The 15,255-nt window shown below is 40.9% G+C and carries 14 protein-coding genes and 1 CRISPR repeat array; of the genes, 4 read left to right on the top strand and 10 right to left on the bottom strand.

Annotated elements, in window-relative coordinates; all coding sequences use genetic code 11:
• Positions 1-333: 333 nt before the first annotated feature.
• The 3 genes from ACR5KR_RS15475 to ACR5KR_RS15485 all read right to left on the bottom strand — a co-directional run bounded on the left by ACR5KR_RS15475 (position 334) and on the right by ACR5KR_RS15485 (position 2,307).
• A complete protein-coding gene (locus ACR5KR_RS15475; RefSeq protein ID WP_448267124.1) occupies positions 334-1,398 on the bottom strand; it encodes a WD40 repeat domain-containing protein in 1,065 nt (354 codons plus the stop codon).
• Positions 1,399-1,476: 78 nt separating this feature from the next.
• Entirely contained in the window at positions 1,477-1,770 is a 294-nt protein-coding gene (locus tag ACR5KR_RS15480; RefSeq protein ID WP_292776335.1) for a hypothetical protein, read from the bottom strand.
• Positions 1,771-2,136: 366 nt separating this feature from the next.
• Positions 2,137-2,307, bottom strand: coding sequence for a hypothetical protein (locus ACR5KR_RS15485; protein WP_099099534.1), 171 nt, complete (start codon positions 2,305-2,307; stop codon positions 2,137-2,139).
• A 480-nt stretch (positions 2,308-2,787) separates the two neighbouring features.
• Between ACR5KR_RS15485 and ald the strand changes: the two genes are divergently transcribed.
• Entirely contained in the window at positions 2,788-3,879 is a 1,092-nt protein-coding gene (ald, locus tag ACR5KR_RS15490; protein ID WP_448267125.1) for an alanine dehydrogenase, read from the top strand.
• Positions 3,880-4,180: 301 nt separating this feature from the next.
• Positions 4,181-5,815: a CRISPR direct-repeat array (repeat unit 37 nt; unit sequence ATTGCAATTAACTAAAATCCCTATTAGGGATTGAAAC).
• A 1,034-nt stretch (positions 5,816-6,849) separates the two neighbouring features.
• On the opposite strand, the gene dusB is transcribed toward ald, so the two are convergent.
• The 3 genes from dusB to ACR5KR_RS15505 all read right to left on the bottom strand — a co-directional run bounded on the left by dusB (position 6,850) and on the right by ACR5KR_RS15505 (position 9,769).
• Positions 6,850-7,905 (bottom strand): tRNA dihydrouridine synthase DusB, encoded by a 1,056-nt coding sequence (gene dusB, locus ACR5KR_RS15495; protein WP_445631598.1) that lies wholly within the window; start codon positions 7,903-7,905, stop codon positions 6,850-6,852.
• A gap of 75 nt (positions 7,906-7,980) precedes the next feature.
• Positions 7,981-8,790 carry an Rpn family recombination-promoting nuclease/putative transposase gene (locus ACR5KR_RS15500; RefSeq protein WP_448267126.1) on the bottom strand — a complete coding sequence of 270 codons (810 nt, stop codon included), beginning with the start codon at positions 8,788-8,790 and terminating at the stop codon, positions 7,981-7,983.
• A 121-nt stretch (positions 8,791-8,911) separates the two neighbouring features.
• Complete coding sequence (locus tag ACR5KR_RS15505) at positions 8,912-9,769, bottom strand: acyl-CoA desaturase (RefSeq protein ID WP_448267127.1); 858 nt, start codon at positions 9,767-9,769, stop codon at positions 8,912-8,914.
• Between the two features lie 256 nt (positions 9,770-10,025).
• On the opposite strand from ACR5KR_RS15505, the gene ACR5KR_RS15510 reads away from it, so the two are divergent.
• Positions 10,026-11,255, top strand: a complete 1,230-nt coding sequence (locus ACR5KR_RS15510; RefSeq protein ID WP_448267128.1) for a TetR family transcriptional regulator — start codon at positions 10,026-10,028, stop codon at positions 11,253-11,255.
• A 331-nt stretch (positions 11,256-11,586) separates the two neighbouring features.
• On the opposite strand, the gene ACR5KR_RS15515 is transcribed toward ACR5KR_RS15510, so the two are convergent.
• The gene (locus tag ACR5KR_RS15515; RefSeq protein WP_448267129.1) at positions 11,587-12,000 is read right to left on the bottom strand and encodes a hypothetical protein; all 414 of its coding nucleotides are present in this window, start codon (positions 11,998-12,000) and stop codon (positions 11,587-11,589) included.
• 635 nt (positions 12,001-12,635) lie between these two features.
• On the opposite strand from ACR5KR_RS15515, the gene ACR5KR_RS15520 reads away from it, so the two are divergent.
• Positions 12,636-13,262: a DNA-directed RNA polymerase subunit alpha C-terminal domain-containing protein gene (locus ACR5KR_RS15520; protein WP_448267130.1), complete on the top strand. Its 627-nt coding sequence runs from the start codon at positions 12,636-12,638 to the stop codon at positions 13,260-13,262.
• A 191-nt stretch (positions 13,263-13,453) separates the two neighbouring features.
• Here ACR5KR_RS15520 and ACR5KR_RS15525 read toward each other — a convergent pair whose 3' ends face one another.
• From ACR5KR_RS15525 to ACR5KR_RS15535, 3 genes are all read right to left on the bottom strand, one after another.
• Positions 13,454-13,711: a DUF7219 family protein gene (locus tag ACR5KR_RS15525; protein ID WP_448267131.1), complete on the bottom strand. Its 258-nt coding sequence runs from the start codon at positions 13,709-13,711 to the stop codon at positions 13,454-13,456.
• Positions 13,712-14,265: 554 nt separating this feature from the next.
• On the bottom strand, positions 14,266-14,691 hold the full coding sequence (locus ACR5KR_RS15530; protein WP_448267132.1) for a type II toxin-antitoxin system VapC family toxin: 426 nt from the start codon (positions 14,689-14,691) through the stop codon (positions 14,266-14,268).
• Positions 14,691-14,933, bottom strand: a complete 243-nt coding sequence (locus ACR5KR_RS15535; protein ID WP_448267133.1) for a hypothetical protein — start codon at positions 14,931-14,933, stop codon at positions 14,691-14,693. Before ACR5KR_RS15535 ends, ACR5KR_RS15530 begins: the two co-directional genes overlap by 1 nt.
• 60 nt (positions 14,934-14,993) lie before the next feature.
• Between ACR5KR_RS15535 and ACR5KR_RS15540 the strand changes: the two genes are divergently transcribed.
• Positions 14,994-15,143: a hypothetical protein gene (locus ACR5KR_RS15540; protein ID WP_448267134.1), complete on the top strand. Its 150-nt coding sequence runs from the start codon at positions 14,994-14,996 to the stop codon at positions 15,141-15,143.
• The last annotated feature ends 112 nt before the right edge of the window (positions 15,144-15,255 follow it).

Below are 15,255 nucleotides of genomic sequence, written 5' to 3' on the forward strand. Positions count from 1 at the left end.
TCTTCAAAATTTGGGGTAGGCGTAGCCTGTTGTAGACATCGCTGTTGGTTGCTACCATCATTGATTTTGACTAGTTATAGCAAAATTCGATCTGAGCTTTGGTTGATTTTTTACTACAAAAACTTTAAAAAGGCAAGACCAAAGTTTAGCAGAAACAGGAAATAATTGGGGGAATTTTTCGGCGTTAGCGATATTAAGTTTCTACATGAAGTGAGAATTTGAGCTATGGCAAGTCACAAAGCCTTGAAAGGAGCGTCAAAATGATATCCCCGACTTCTTAAAAGAAATGGGGGATATAGTTTACTCTTTGACGATTATTTTGTCCGATCGCTGTTACTTTCGTTTTGTTGGAATCCCCCAAATCTTGATTTGTCGATCGAATCCACCACTGGCAAGAATTTTACCATTGGGACTAAAAGCGATCGCACTTACCCAGTCTGTATGTCCATTCAGTGTATTTATTAACTCACCTGTAGTTAAATCCCACAATTTAATTCCATCTCTACCGGCACTAGCAAGGGTTTGTCCATCGGGATTAAGAGCAATCGCATTTACCCAGTTATTATGTCCTGTAAGGGTGCGGACTAATTCTCCAGTATTAATATTCCACAGTTTTATAGTGCGATCGTGGCTAGCACTAACTAATGTTTGTCCATCTGGTGTAAAGAGCACAGCGCTAACAGCACTAGAATGAGCTGCCAATTCACTGATTAATTTACCAGTACTCAAATTCCACAGCTTGATTACACCCTTATTATCACCACTAGCCAAGGTCTGTCCATCAGGACTAATAGCGAGAGTATAAATCAAATTATCAAAGCGTACTATAGTCCCTAGAGGACGCTGCTGTAGCAAATCCCACATCCGAATCCCATCTAAAGCTCCACTGACGAGAACTTTACTATCAGGAGACACCGCTAAAGATAAGACGTTACTGGTATGTCCGACAAAAGAGCGGCTAAATTTTAAATTTTTTAGGCTCCAGAGGTTAATCGTGTCGTCATCACTACAGCTAGCGAGGGTTTGTCCATCTGGCGAAATCACTAAAGATTCTACGGCTGCTTTGTGTGCTTTGTTAATAGTCGCCAACTTTTTGCCCTTTGCTAAATTCCACAGGCGAATTACACCCTCGTTTTCTGCACCTCCACTCACCAGAATTCTGCTATCTGGAGTGAAAGCAAGGGATTTAATGGTTCCGTTATGTCCGATGAGTGTGTAAAGTAGTTGAGCATTAGCAAAGTTGGTGTTAGCTGGGAAGTTTGGCGTTACTTCAATGGCAGCATGAGCTTGATGAATATAAAACCCTTCCCAGGTACTCACTGGAAGGGCAACTGCCATAAATGCCAGGATAATATACGGCCGCAGAAAATTACTGCCACCTCTTCCCTCACTACTCACTCTTTTTCCTCACTTTTATAGATACAGTTAAACCCAATAAATTTTGCAGAGTTATTTTAAGTCATAACTCTGCACATCTTAAAGAGGTGGTTTTTTCTTAGAAACACTTAACATTGGTAAAGGCGCACTAGAAGAACGAGAGGGCAAATAATGTTGCACTACAGGCTCCTCTGGTAAAGAACGACGCTGCTGGAGACGCCACAACTTAAAGCCTAGCGCTATCCCTGCCGTTCCCAAACCAAAAGCAAACAACGACCAGCTATCATTCAATCCGCCAATCAGGGCATCCATAACGCCCATCGTCATCAGTACACTGATTAGTGGCTCTTTTCGGTAGGTTGACTTCAAAAAACGAGGTAATACAGCATTCATCACAGCTTGGTTGGTTCCAGTTCACCTTTTGTGTATATTTACCAAGAATACCTCACCCATAATTTGCCTTTCTCATTCAAGGCAGACACTAAGTTATGATTTTTTTAGTAGGGGGAGGAAATTTACTCATTAATCGCCTTGCACATATTAGTTGCAAGTCTATGATATTTCAATCGCTAATAGGTATTTCGATTCCTCTCTTGCTTACATTCTAGGGCAGTTATTTATGAATTAAGTATAATTAATCTATCTAGGGCGAAGTACTCCGCTATCAATTATAGAAGTCAAAACCAACTGGTTGTTCCAGCTGGTTGAAACTCTTTTAATTACTAGCTTGCAACTTTAGGATTGTGCTTATTGATAGCACTACTTTAGACCCAGCCATGATAGCACCCCTTGATTGGTGACGTATTCAATCACCAGCATCAAACCAAAGCCAATCATTGCAGCTCGACCATTCAAGCGTTCGGCATATTCGTTAAAGCCAAACTTAGGCTCTTCTAGTTTAGGTGTAATTGTTGGTTGTGTTTGTGTCATTTTTTAAGAAACCTTATTTTTGGCAAACGGGACTTGATATCAAACTTCTGGTAGAAGTCGCAGAAAGTGGGGATAATTGCTACTTACTTTTTATGGTATCTGGAAAACCCCTTTCTAAATCTCTCTTGAAAGAAGAGAGACTTTGAAATTTTCAGATGACGTTGAAAAGTCAGGTTAACTTAAAAGCTGATTGCAGTGCTTGAATGCCAAGATGACTTGAGAAATTCAGCAAAAGCTTCCTAAGTAGGGAGCTATACAATCGCTCTTTTAATAAATTGTTACTATTCTTTATATATTGTATAAATACTGGGGCAATAGTCAAGGGTAAGAGTTTGGGCTACTCAGATTGAATTAAGAAAGTTAGAACAGAAATTAGGTATCTCTAATCCAGCTATCTCTAATACGGAACTAGGAAGACGGAAGTAGCAAGCTTGAGATTGGAAGGCTACAGTTAAACAAAAAAATTATCAGAGGCTATATATGGAAATCGGCGTTCCCAAGGAAAATAAGGATCAAGAATTTCGGGTAGGGTTAAGTCCTTCTAGTGTGCGGGTGCTGCGAGAAAATGGTCATAGCATCTTCGTCGAGACACAAGCAGGTAATGGTGCTGGATTCTCAGATGACGACTACAAAAGTGCTGGAGCCGAAATTGTCCCCACATCAGAAAAAGCTTGGAATCGGGAATTGGTTGTTAAAGTCAAAGAACCGCTGACATCTGAGTATAAATTTTTGCAAAAAGGGCAGGTATTATTTACTTATTTACATTTAGCAGCCGATCGCAAGTTGACAGAGCATTTAATTGATTGTGGCACAACTGCGATCGCCTACGAAACTGTAGAACAACCTGGAGCAAACAGATTACCCTTGCTCACCCCCATGAGCGTAATTGCCGGTCGGCTAGCAGTACAATTTGGGGCGAGATTCTTAGAACGCCAGCAAGGTGGTAGAGGTGTACTTTTAGGCGGTGTCCCTGGAGTCAAACCGGGCAAAGTAGTAATTTTAGGTGGCGGCGTTGTCGGTACAGAAGCAGCTAAAATTGCCGTAGGTATGGGTGCGATCGTGCAGATTTTAGATGTGAGTGTCGAGCGTTTGTCTTACTTAGAAACACTGTTTGGCTCTAGAGTCGAATTGCTTTACAGCAACTCTGCTCATATTGAAGGCGCAGTCCTTGAAGCCGATTTGCTCATCGGTGCAGTTTTAGTGTTAGGACGTAGAGCGCCAATACTAGTATCCCGCGAATTGGTTAAACAAATGCGTCCTGGTTCGGTGATAGTTGATGTAGCCGTTGACCAAGGCGGTTGTATAGAAACCTTACACCCAACATCCCACACAAATCCCGTATACCTTGAAGAAGGTGTAGTGCATTATGGCGTTCCCAATATGCCAGGAGCAGTACCTTGGACAGCAACTCAAGCACTTAATAATAGTACATTACCTTATGTTGTCCAGTTGGCGAATTTGGGAATTTTGGCACTGGAGGTTAACCCAGCCTTGGCTAAGGGTGTGAATGTGCAGAATCATCGCTTAGTGCATCCTGCTGTGCAAGAGGTGTTCCCTGATTTGGTCAATTAAGGTGTGCCAGGATTAGGCGATCGCTTATTGTAATGGTGGTAGCGATCGCCAATCAGACTAATTTTCTTGCCTTATGCGCGGATGGGTAGGTGTACAAAATCAGAAGGAGCGAAAAAGGCTGTACGCTCCTTCTATACAAGACTTTGAGGGTAATTGTACTTTCAAACCATCCGCGCACCTTATGGGGACTGGGTTTCAGCGATTTGCATCTTGTGACATGACGATTCTCTGTGTTATGATTCACTCATTCGCGCAACTGAACCTTGAAAACCAAATACAGCAACGCTTTCAGAAGCCAGCGATTGCAATTAACTAAAATCCCTATTAGGGATTGAAACAGCTGATATTTATCGCCAATTAGCACAGGATGAAATTGCAATTAACTAAAATCCCTATTAGGGATTGAAACGCTGTTGCATAATTACCTCAAAATAAAAAATTCTCAAATTGCAATTAACTAAAATCCCTATTAGGGATTGAAACAAAATCAAAAGACAAGTCAAGACCGATAAGTATAATTGCAATTAACTAAAATCCCTATTAGGGATTGAAACGGCTTTTCCCCTCGCGCTGCGGCACAAAGCCAATATTGCAATTAACTAAAATCCCTATTAGGGATTGAAACAAAAAAAAAGACCAACGCAAGCTTTCCAGCCTCCGCTGGCGCAAATTGCAATTAACTAAAATCCCTATTAGGGATTGAAACATTTGCTGCGATCGCACCCCTCCACCCCTGCACCCCTAAATTGCAATTAACTAAAATCCCTATTAGGGATTGAAACGCTTTCACCTCATCTTTGGCAGTATCAGCAAATTGCAATTAACTAAAATCCCTATTAGGGATTGAAACAGCTACTTTGCCCAAGTAAGTTTTGTGGGAGCGATGAAATTGCAATTAACTAAAATCCCTATTAGGGATTGAAACTTGTAAATAATGCGTGGACACCACGGACAATTAATAATTGCAATTAACTAAAATCCCTATTAGGGATTGAAACGGGAATTTTCACATTTGACAATCCAAATGAATCAAAATTGCAATTAACTAAAATCCCTATTAGGGATTGAAACATTAAGCAAATGTCTGACCCAATCTTCTAACGCCTTTACTGATTGCAATTAACTAAAATCCCTATTAGGGATTGAAACCTTCCCATAAGTCTCAACTGCCGTGTAACACGGCAAATTGCAATTAACTAAAATCCCTATTAGGGATTGAAACTTGTAAATTTCCCTCTTTAAGACCCAGTGCTGAAATATTGCAATTAACTAAAATCCCTATTAGGGATTGAAACTACCAGAATCCAGAGCAACAGATACTAAGGATTGCAATTAACTAAAATCCCTATTAGGGATTGAAACAACATTTCAAGTAGCTCCATAGGCACTTGATAATAATTGCAATTAACTAAAATCCCTATTAGGGATTGAAACCCCCGGTCGCCGTTGCGTTTCAGAATTCATCTCAAATTGCAATTAACTAAAATCCCTATTAGGGATTGAAACCTCTGAATAACCAAGTGTTTCTAACGCCTGGAGCATATTGCAATTAACTAAAATCCCTATTAGGGATTGAAACTAACTTTGCGGCTTTCCGCGTTGACCACGGCGGATTGCAATTAACTAAAATCCCTATTAGGGATTGAAACACAATTCCTAGTGATATTTTGGCATCAGATGAAAATTGCAATTAACTAAAATCCCTATTAGGGATTGAAACATCGCTTCTGCTTGGGTGTGTAGCTTGGCGTTGTATTGCAATTAACTAAAATCCCTATTAGGGATTGAAACCCTTGACTGATGCCGTGTTTGAGGTTGAGCGCAAGGATTGCAATTAACTAAAATCCCTATTAGGGATTGAAACGACCAATATTGAAGATAAACTAGCACTTATCCCGAATTGCAATTAACTAAAATCCCTATTAGGGATTGAAACGGTTAGGATTTGAAGCTGAATTAGGGGTTGTTGTGAAATATACCTCTGTTTGAGTACCAAGTGCATCCCGACGATTACTTCCAGTATTGACAATGACGTTATATAAATTAGTCATTGGTAGTGGAGATGAAACAGAAAGATAAATTTTATTATTGATTATTATTTTTCCCGAAGAAATTTGTTCTACCTTTTTGATAGGCTCAACATCAACATCTCCATTGCGATAGCAAAGTCTGCTAAAAGCCAAGGCTGTTGCTTGTGCAGGAACTTCAAGCAAATAAAAATAATCAGGATATAACCATTCTTTCCAATCATCATCACCACCTTGGCCTATATATTGAATTGATGATTGGCTCACTTTTGACCAAATCAAAGAAGAAAGCGCTTTGGGAAAAATGATTATGTTTAGTTTTCTAGTGCTATCAAAAGAGATTTTTTTAGTAAATGTTCCTTCACGTAAGACAATTCCATTAATATCATAATTATTAACTTTGACTTGAGTAAGAGGTTCGACACTACCACAAAATTTTGCCCGTTTATTATCTGGTTGTTGAAAGTTAACCAAGATGATAATACATATCAAAGTTAAACAAATGGGAATAGATATTTTGAAAAATCGATGAACCTTTATCACATTAATAGCTCGATGAATTGCTGTTTTTATAAGATAGATTGTTTAGAGGATGTTTGAAAAATCATGATTACCGGATTTTATTATTTCCCTCCTTTATAAGGGGGACTAAGGGGGGTAATAATTTGATAAAAATTACAATATAGCATTTTTCAAACAATTTCTTAGTCCTGTAAACTTATGAGCAAAAGTAGCTTTAATACCGATTGCAAATACTCCTGCGCTTTGATAAATAATTCTTTAGCTAAATCGGTGGGTGAAACTAGTCAAAGTAATTTGGCGAACTACCTAGCGAATATCCTTAACTTCCATCCAATGCATAAAATAAAGTACGAGTGTCCAAGCGATCGCCTCACTTTTAGCAACCACCAATATCACCCCAAGCTAGGTTAAAATCAACTTCTTAAAGCATTACCAAACTACCTTCTGCTTCTTCCTCTAGTTCATAACCATTAGCTAATTTTTCAATTGCTTGGTCAATCATTGCCAAACCTTGATCTACTCTTTCAACTAAACTTAACTGTCCTCGGAGTTCGGCAGCACCGACGAAACCTTTAGCATACCAAGTCATGTGCTTACGAGCTTGACGTACACCGCGATCGCCTTTATATTCCCACAAGGCTTGTAAATGATCTCTTGCACATTCCAAGCGCTGAATCGGGGTTGGCGATGGTAATATCTCTCCTGTTTTCAGAAAATGATCGATTTCTCCCACCAAAAACGGATAACCCAAAGTTCCACGCGAACACATCACACCATCAGCGCCAGTTTGTTCTAAACATTTCACTGCCGCTTCAACCGAAAAAATATCTCCATTCCCAATCACTGGGATAGAAAGCACTTCTTTGACACGCGCAATCCATTCCCAACGAGCATTGCCATTGTACCCTTGGGCGCGGGTGCGTCCATGTACCGTAATCATTTTTGCCCCGGCATCTTCCATCCGCTTGGCAAAGTCGAGAATAGTAATTTCGTTGTCATTCCAGCCAATACGAGTTTTTACTGTCACAGGTACATCAACAGCTTTTACCACTTCTCGCACAATTGCTTCTGCTACTTCTGGTTGCCGCAACAATGAAGAACCGCCACCATTTTTAGTGATTTTATTAACCGGACAACCCATATTAATATCAACAGTATCAGCACCTTCGGCAACTGCCTTGATTGCTGCTTCTGCTAAAAAATCTGGACGGCAATCAAATAGTTGAATGCTAATTGGGCGTTCGTTGGGATCTACCTCCATGATTTTGGGTAACTGCTTGACATAATGCAACCCCGTAGCATTCACCATTTCGGTATACATCATCGAATCTGGGGCATAGCGACGCACTAGACGGCGAAACACCATATCTGTAACCCCAGATAGAGGCGACTGGAGAACCCGACTTTTCACCTCGAAAGAGCCAATTTTGAGGGGTTGGGAGAGTCTAGCTTGGAGAATAGGAGAGAGCGAAATCATACAAAAAATTAAAAATTGTGTAAATGGAAAATAGTCGGAATGTTAGGGTTATCTGCGAGCAGTGCTAATTGTAGGTTACATATCCTGACTTGGAGGCTGTTTTTGCATTTCTTGCTGAATCTCTTCTAGGCTCAAACCTAACTCTTTCGCGGTTTCTTCAAAACTCAATCCCAGCCTCAACAACAAAGGGATCGTTCTAAACTTTTCCTCACGCACTCCTTCTTGTTTGCCTTCTTGCTTACCTTCTTGATAAACTCGTGTTTGTTTCAAATCACTTAACCCAAACATACCTTCAATCTCCTCTCGACTCATCGTTGGAAACTTATAAACTAATATTGTCTCTATCAATTCTAGTAACTGCCGCCGTTGTGATTCGATGTTGATTTCTTGCTGGGTTCTTTCTATTAACTGCCTAGCAGCTATAATTGCTGTCTCCTGTTCATCGACCACTAATTTCATCGTAGCAATTCCAACTGGCAATGATGCAGTCTCACCTAATTCATTAAGATAAATGCGACTGACGCGCTGACTGGTGAAAAATTCACTGTAATTATTGATATCTGCTGTATCTAAACTGCGATTGGGATAGATAACTACTCCTCGCCAAGAATTTTTCGGTTTATTTTGGCGTAAGTATAAATAAATTTCTGAAAATAAGCGGGAATAAATTTCTGTGTCAGTTTGAAACTGGACTTCAACAAAATAAATCGGATTTTCTTCTCCTTGTGTTGGCAGAAAAACACCATCTATACGGAATGCCGTTTGCTTGATTTCAATTGAAGAGAATTGATAACCCTCTGCCGTTTGCGGTGGATTGCCAATTAATTCAAAAAAGATGCTAGGAAGTTCTTGAAAAAGGCGATAAAAAATGCTGTCAGTTTTCACACTTGATGTACTACGGTGATTTAATCCGTTAGATTTTACCGTGAAACACTACTGATAAAAATTAGTAAGCCGACTGCAAGAAGCAATCGGCATAACAAATTCACGATCATTTAATTGCAATTTAGCCGTGAGTTGCACCTTGAGGGGGACGCGAGACAACTTTTTTAGCTAAACCCAAAGTCTGCAAAACTAAAATGCTCCACCAAGTAACATCAATTTCCCACCAAGAAAACCCAGATTTTGCCATGTGGGGATAAGTATGATGGTTGTTGTGCCAGCCTTCTCCATAAGTGACGAGGGATACCCACCAAAGATTACGAGCGCCATCATTGGCATCAAAGGTGCGATAACCCCACAGGTGTGATGCTGAGTTCACAAACCAGGTTGAATGCCAAAGCAAGACACATCTGAGAAACACTCCATAGAATACAAAAGACCATCCTCCTAATGCATATAGGAGCAGTGCGAAGGGTATTTGCAATAGCAAGAAGTAGCGATCTAGCCAACAATAAAAGGGTTGTTTGGCTAAATCAGGGGCATATTTTTTATAGGTGTCATAGTCAAAAAATTCTGGACGTGGGTAGAAAATCCACAATATATGGCTCCACCAAAAGCCTCTTTGGGCAGAGTAAGGGTCTAAATTGATATCTTCTGTGTGGGCGTGATGTTGGCGGTGTCCACCTACCCAAAAAATTGGCCCGCCTTGTAAAGCCAACGCTCCAATCAGGGCGATCGCATACTCTAACCACTTAGGAACTTGGAAACTTTTATGGCTCAGTAGTCGGTGATATCCCAAGCAAATACCAATGCTCCCGAATAACCAGTGCAGAAACACTAGCAAACCTAATGCTGACCAGGAGAAAAACCAAGGAGACAGAAGTGCTAAGGCATGAAATGTAGCAAAAAATACTACATTCGTCCAACTGAGTCGAGGTGAATTGCCTCTCTCAGGGGCGATCGCCCCAAAATTTGCGGTCATAAAAATTCCTGTTGATGGATCATGAAGTGATTTACTTTTTCTTGGGCATAATCCGACTAAGGATTTATCCAACCTCTTACTAGTTAGTTACAGTGAGCCAGCGCGGTCTTGGGGGTTTCCCCCATTAGCGACTGGCGTTAGCGCAGCGCTAGCGACGCAGGAGCGTCACCCGTAGGGTAGAGTAAAGCAAGTATCACTTACATTTGTTATGCTAGCAGAACTCTGATACCCCTGCAAGTGCCACTTGCATTTTTCTATGTCATCTCAACTCATTTCCACTCGTCAACGCCTGATTCAAGCTGCACTTGAGTTGTTTTCTGCTCAGGGAGTAAGCGCTACCACAACCCGCCAAATTGCCGAAAAAGCCGAAGTCAATGAAGTGACACTATTTCGGAATTTTGGCAATAAGCATGGATTACTTTTAGCTGTACTGGAAGAGTCCGCAGCCTTCAAGGATTTAGGTGAATCGCTGGTACGGCGGGCAACACCTCCCGGCAATGTTTACCAAGCTCTGAAAGATTATGCAAGTGATAGCTTACATGCATTAGAACGAGTACCAGAGTTCGTCCGATCTGTGGTAGGTGAAGCCGACCAATTCCCGGCAGAAAATCGCCGCGCACTAGGCAGGGGAGTCACAGAGGCAAACCGTTATGTAGCTCAGTATTTAGCTACTGTAATTCAGCAAGGACACCTAAATACTTATTTACCCGCAGAAAAATTAGCCAGTTTGCTGAATGGGATGATTTTGGGATATGCAGTAATTGAGTTCACCAGCGAATTTCACGAACTTTGGGAGGATCGGGACGATTTTCTGGAAAATTTGGTGGAGTTGTTTTTACATGGAGCCATGTCATCTTCAACAGAATCAGCAATAAACTCCTTACAAGGAGGATTCACTACCACAGAAGTAGCTGATTTACCAGCTAGTTTGGTTCACGAAATTCTGCAACAAGCCAGGAAATTCGGAGTACGAGATTATGCCTTAGCTTACGTATTATTTGGGGCTGGGTTATCCGCTACAGAAATAACTAGCTTGGAGCGATCGCACCAAATTTACGATAGTCAAGGGCACTTCCTGCAAATCACAATCCCCGGATTTGTTCGTCAAGTGCCTGTGAATCAATGGATTTTGGGCAAACGCTACGGTTCCTTTACTAATAATCCCTTACTCAAATGGCTGAAAAGTCGTAAAGATACTCAAACAGCGATGTTTCTGAATGAAACAGGTACACCCATCTCAGAATCAGAACTTGAGACACGTTGGCAAGTATGGAGCGAGGGATTGTTAACTCCCCAAGGACAAACGCCAGCGATCGCCCAAGCACAACAAACTTGGCGCGTAGAAATGTTAATGCGGGGGATCACCTTAGAAAATTTGAGTATTTTTACAGCTTGCGATCGCACCCAATTACAACCCTATGTCCGCCGAGCCAAAGAAAAAGCCGCCCTAGAGCAAGCTACCCGTTTGGATCATAAGCCAGGATAGGAAGTGGGGAGATAAGGAGTATCAGGTGGAGTTTTCCGACGCAGAGCCAGCGATCGAATAATTCGTAATTCGTAATACTTCGGCTACGCTCAGTACAAGTTCGTAATTCGTAATGTGCTACGCTAACGTAATTCGTAATTCGTAATGACGCTCCTGCGTCGCTAACGCTGCACTAACGTAATTCGTAATTAAGAATTCATTATACCAATTTGAAAAAAGAATGCGACAAATAGATCATTTGTAGAGACGCGATTTATCGCGTCTTTAGCCAAGGATATGTTGCAATCATTAATTGAATTGGTATTAGCATCATGCAGTTAAACAATTAAAATCAAACAATAGAGGTTCTTTTACCATTGTTTGCACCATTCAAGGTTGTAGCTGTACTCTCAGATGGGGATTGGGTGTTGCTCGAACGGCGTGATAATTTCTTGCGTGGTTTGCCTCCCGCCTGGATATATTGCAAACTGTCTTTGCCATAATGGGTTGCTACACTCATTAACATATTTTCAGAGTAGCCACGCAATTCTTCTTCAATTAGAGAGAGGCGACCTGCCATTTCATCCAGAGTAGAGAGTAAAGTGTTGTATGTAGATAGCTGGGTTTGCAAGTTTTGGATGCGGCTGTCGTAGTCTGTCAAATTTAATCCGTTGCCAAATTCTAGCGTCGGGCTAATCGATCGCATTCCTGCAATTCGACGGAGAGCGTTTTCGAGAGTGCGTGAACTGCGTTTTAGTCGTGCCATAAAATGCGCTCCTGAAGGAAGTTATAGGATTACTGCATGTACTCTAGCCAATGCAACAATAAACTTCTCTGAGAGATAATTCGGAAAAATTAAAGCAAACTAAGAGCGACCTAATTATTTTTAGTTGATTGTACTGAGGTTTTTATTAAACTTGTCAAAAAAGTGACATTAAATAAGCAATAGATACCTGAAAGTCGTTTTGAGGTACTTAAAAGTCGTTTCGAGGTACCTGAAAGTCGTTTCAAGGTACTTAAAAGTCGTTTTGAGGTACCTGAAAGTCGTTTCGAGGTACTCCAAAGTCGTTTTGAGGTACCTGAAAGTCGTTTCGAGGTACTCCAAAGTCGTTTCGAGGTACTCCAAAGTCGTTTTGAGGTACCTGAAAGTCGTTTCGAGGTACCTGAAAGTCGTTTCGAGGTACTCCAAAGTCGTTTCGAGGTACTCCAAAGTCGTTTTGAGGTACTTAAAAGTCGTTTTGAGGTATTAGATGATGAGTTTTCTGGCCTTAACCCGATTTACGGCGAAGGCGATCTTGGTTGAGGGAAGGCAAAAGGCAGACGTGATGATTTGCCCATATTGTCAACACTGTATACATATTGCTATATTGAATGTGTACATTGTTGACAAGGTAGAAAGATATGGGAAAAAAAACCAAGGAATCGCCTATTGTAAGCTTCCGTGTGCCACATTCTGTTGTCGAAAAGTTAATTACAGATGGTAGATTGAAGCCTAACTATATAAAATCAGAGTTATCCAACCTAATCAAAAATGACTGGTTAGCCTCTGTTGATGCTGGTGTAGAACCGATTGTGAGTGTAAATACTGTTTATGAGCAACTAGCAAAAATAGATAGAGTTCTAGAAATACTTGAGGACAATAAGCCGAATGGTGTTGTTGATGCCAATGTAAACAGTGTTGACAAAATCAGCTTACCTCAAAGCATAGACTCAATCTCGTCGGATAATCAGCTTGTTGAGGTTGCCAATAGTAATGTACACCCCGTAGAGGAAATAAATGGGGATAATAAACCGAATGGCGTTGTTGATGAAAACAGTATTGAGTCATTGAATTTGAAAAAAAATACTTATACGGCGCTTAAAGAAGCACAAGTTAACACAATAGAAGATTTAAAGAAATATAGTGTCACAGGCTTGCGAACGCTGAAAAATCTGGGAAATAAATCTGTATCTCAGATAGTTGAAGCACTGCAAAGCCGAGGGATTGAGTTACCAGTTCCAGACCTGGAACATACGCTTTCTCTGTGAGCAGTGATTCCGAAAGTTACGCGCTTTGAATTGTAAACATCTGCCTGCATTTGGTCTAAAAGGCGCTCTTTTTGGCTTTCAGCTTGTTCCCAGCCTCCTAATTGCTGATGTCATCAAATTCCACTTTCCCGACATCTTCCTTAACTGGGGACAGCCTCGCCAAACTTGCCGCCGCTCCCACGTCTAATCAATTATTCAGTTACGTCTTTGTCATCAGTTTGTAGCGCCTTAAAACTCAGTGTTAACTTCTGCCAGAGTGACTCAATTTCCTCATAGCACTCCTGTGAAGAAAGTTTTCCCAAAGTCTGTAGATTGCACAGATAACAAACACGTTGAGAAAATTCTTGAAGATTAGCATTGAATAAAAAACTTTGAGGCGTAAACTTACCAAGATATCGATAGCGCTCGTAGAGGAAATTGTTTTTAGCTGTCCGATCGTAGTCATCCATATAAAAATCTTCTTAGCTAAAATTGAAACTTGATTTTTTTAAGGTTGTTCTTTAAATTAACATCTAAATTACCTGACCTGTCCATCGCTGCGATCGTAAAACAGATAAATCTCTTCTGGGAGTGAGTAATATTCACTCAAGAATTGTACTACACGATTGGGCTATAAGGTGGAACACACCCCTAGAACGGTTTACATTTCGTCGGTTCGCGCAGTGAGCTTATCGAAAATAACCCGCCATCATAGATTAATCGGGGTAAGGGGCAAGTCTAATAGGGCAATCACTTTCTCAGTAATTGGTAAAACGGAAAAAACTGAGCCTGCTGTATCCAAAAGCAAGTCGGCAAATCAGCACAGATATAAGGGTGTGCGATCGCGGGAATATCGGCGTTGCTGAATAAAGGCAAGTCCCAAAATTCACATTGAGTCAAGCTGCTAAATTGAAAAAACCCCGTTACTGGAATGTCAGTAACGGGTTTTATGTTAACTAGCTTGATTAATACGCCGTTTTAACTCAGCCTCTAATTGAGGTGCATTGCTTTTTCACCAATTTTCTCAAACTCCTGACTGAGGAATGAGCAGAGGAATTGGGCGATCGCGATTCTTGCGATAAATTTGAAAATCACTATCGAGAGTGAAAACAAAACTATTGGGATAAAGCTCTGCCATTCTTACTAATTCCGCATCTGCCAAAGAGACTGGCACAGATTGATAGCAAGTCAGCAATGCCAATACTGTTGTCAACTCCGCATCCAAATTAAATTGAATCACGACTTGCCGTTGAGCCAGAAGTTGAAGCAGCGTTTCCCGACCATTATTCACCCGTTGCAACAGAAACCAGGCCTCTGAAATCACAGCCTCACAAGTTAGCAAAGGTGGTGCAATCTGAATCAACTGCTCTGTTACCCAAGTGTGATAGCGATCGCGTCGATCAATTAAAGCCACCAAAACACCTGTGTCAACAATCACTTGATGGAGCATTACTGACCGTAGCCGTGCATATAGTCTGGATTTGTTGAAAGATCGCCAGGGCCTTCCCCCGCCCCAATTGCAGCTTGGGCAACTTCAAAAAACGATTGGGAAGCCATTTCAGATTCCATAGTTTTTGGCTTGTGACGTTTTGCCCGTAGAAACTCTACAAAGTCCAAAACCTGTCGCTGCTCTTCTGCCGATAATGCTTCTACTGTTTGTAAAATTTGCTCACACAAATGAGACATTGCCATCAGATATAAAATGGGCGATGATTTTATTGTATAGTGAATAATTATAGGACTCCTATTTGATTGCGTAAAAAAAACTTGGTACACTTAGCAGATATAAGGGTGTGCGATCGCGGAAATATCTCTTCTCATATACTGTGCGATCGCTCCTTTGATGAAACCGCGATTGCCTCCTCCACATTAGAAAAGCGATCGCTCTCTCAAATCGATTGATTTTATTTTGACCTGCGATCGCCGATGATAATCAACAAAAGGAATGAAAAGGATTTGACCTTCAGATTCGCCAGGTTGACTGCAACGAATTAATAAATACAAGTTGTCAAGA

The organism is Nostoc sp. DSM 114159 (assembly GCF_053470285.1).

Bases quoted from the DNA above. Each gene is read 5' to 3' on its own strand.
- ACR5KR_RS15480 (WP_292776335.1), bottom strand. From the start codon at position 1,770: ATGAATGCTGTATTACCTCGTTTTTTGAAGTCAACCTACCGAAAAGAG.
- ACR5KR_RS15485 (WP_099099534.1), bottom strand. From the start codon at position 2,307: ATGACACAAACACAACCAACAATTACACCTAAACTAGAAGAGCCTAAG.
- ald (WP_448267125.1), top strand. From the start codon at position 2,788: ATGGAAATCGGCGTTCCCAAGGAAAATAAGGATCAAGAATTTCGGGTA.
- dusB (WP_445631598.1), bottom strand. From the start codon at position 7,905: ATGATTTCGCTCTCTCCTATTCTCCAAGCTAGACTCTCCCAACCCCTC.
- ACR5KR_RS15505 (WP_448267127.1), bottom strand. From the start codon at position 9,769: ATGACCGCAAATTTTGGGGCGATCGCCCCTGAGAGAGGCAATTCACCT.
- ACR5KR_RS15510 (WP_448267128.1), top strand. From the start codon at position 10,026: ATGTCATCTCAACTCATTTCCACTCGTCAACGCCTGATTCAAGCTGCA.
- ACR5KR_RS15515 (WP_448267129.1), bottom strand. From the start codon at position 12,000: ATGGCACGACTAAAACGCAGTTCACGCACTCTCGAAAACGCTCTCCGT.
- ACR5KR_RS15520 (WP_448267130.1), top strand. From the start codon at position 12,636: ATGGGAAAAAAAACCAAGGAATCGCCTATTGTAAGCTTCCGTGTGCCA.
- ACR5KR_RS15525 (WP_448267131.1), bottom strand. From the start codon at position 13,711: ATGGATGACTACGATCGGACAGCTAAAAACAATTTCCTCTACGAGCGC.
- ACR5KR_RS15530 (WP_448267132.1), bottom strand. From the start codon at position 14,691: ATGCTCCATCAAGTGATTGTTGACACAGGTGTTTTGGTGGCTTTAATT.
- ACR5KR_RS15535 (WP_448267133.1), bottom strand. From the start codon at position 14,933: ATGGCAATGTCTCATTTGTGTGAGCAAATTTTACAAACAGTAGAAGCA.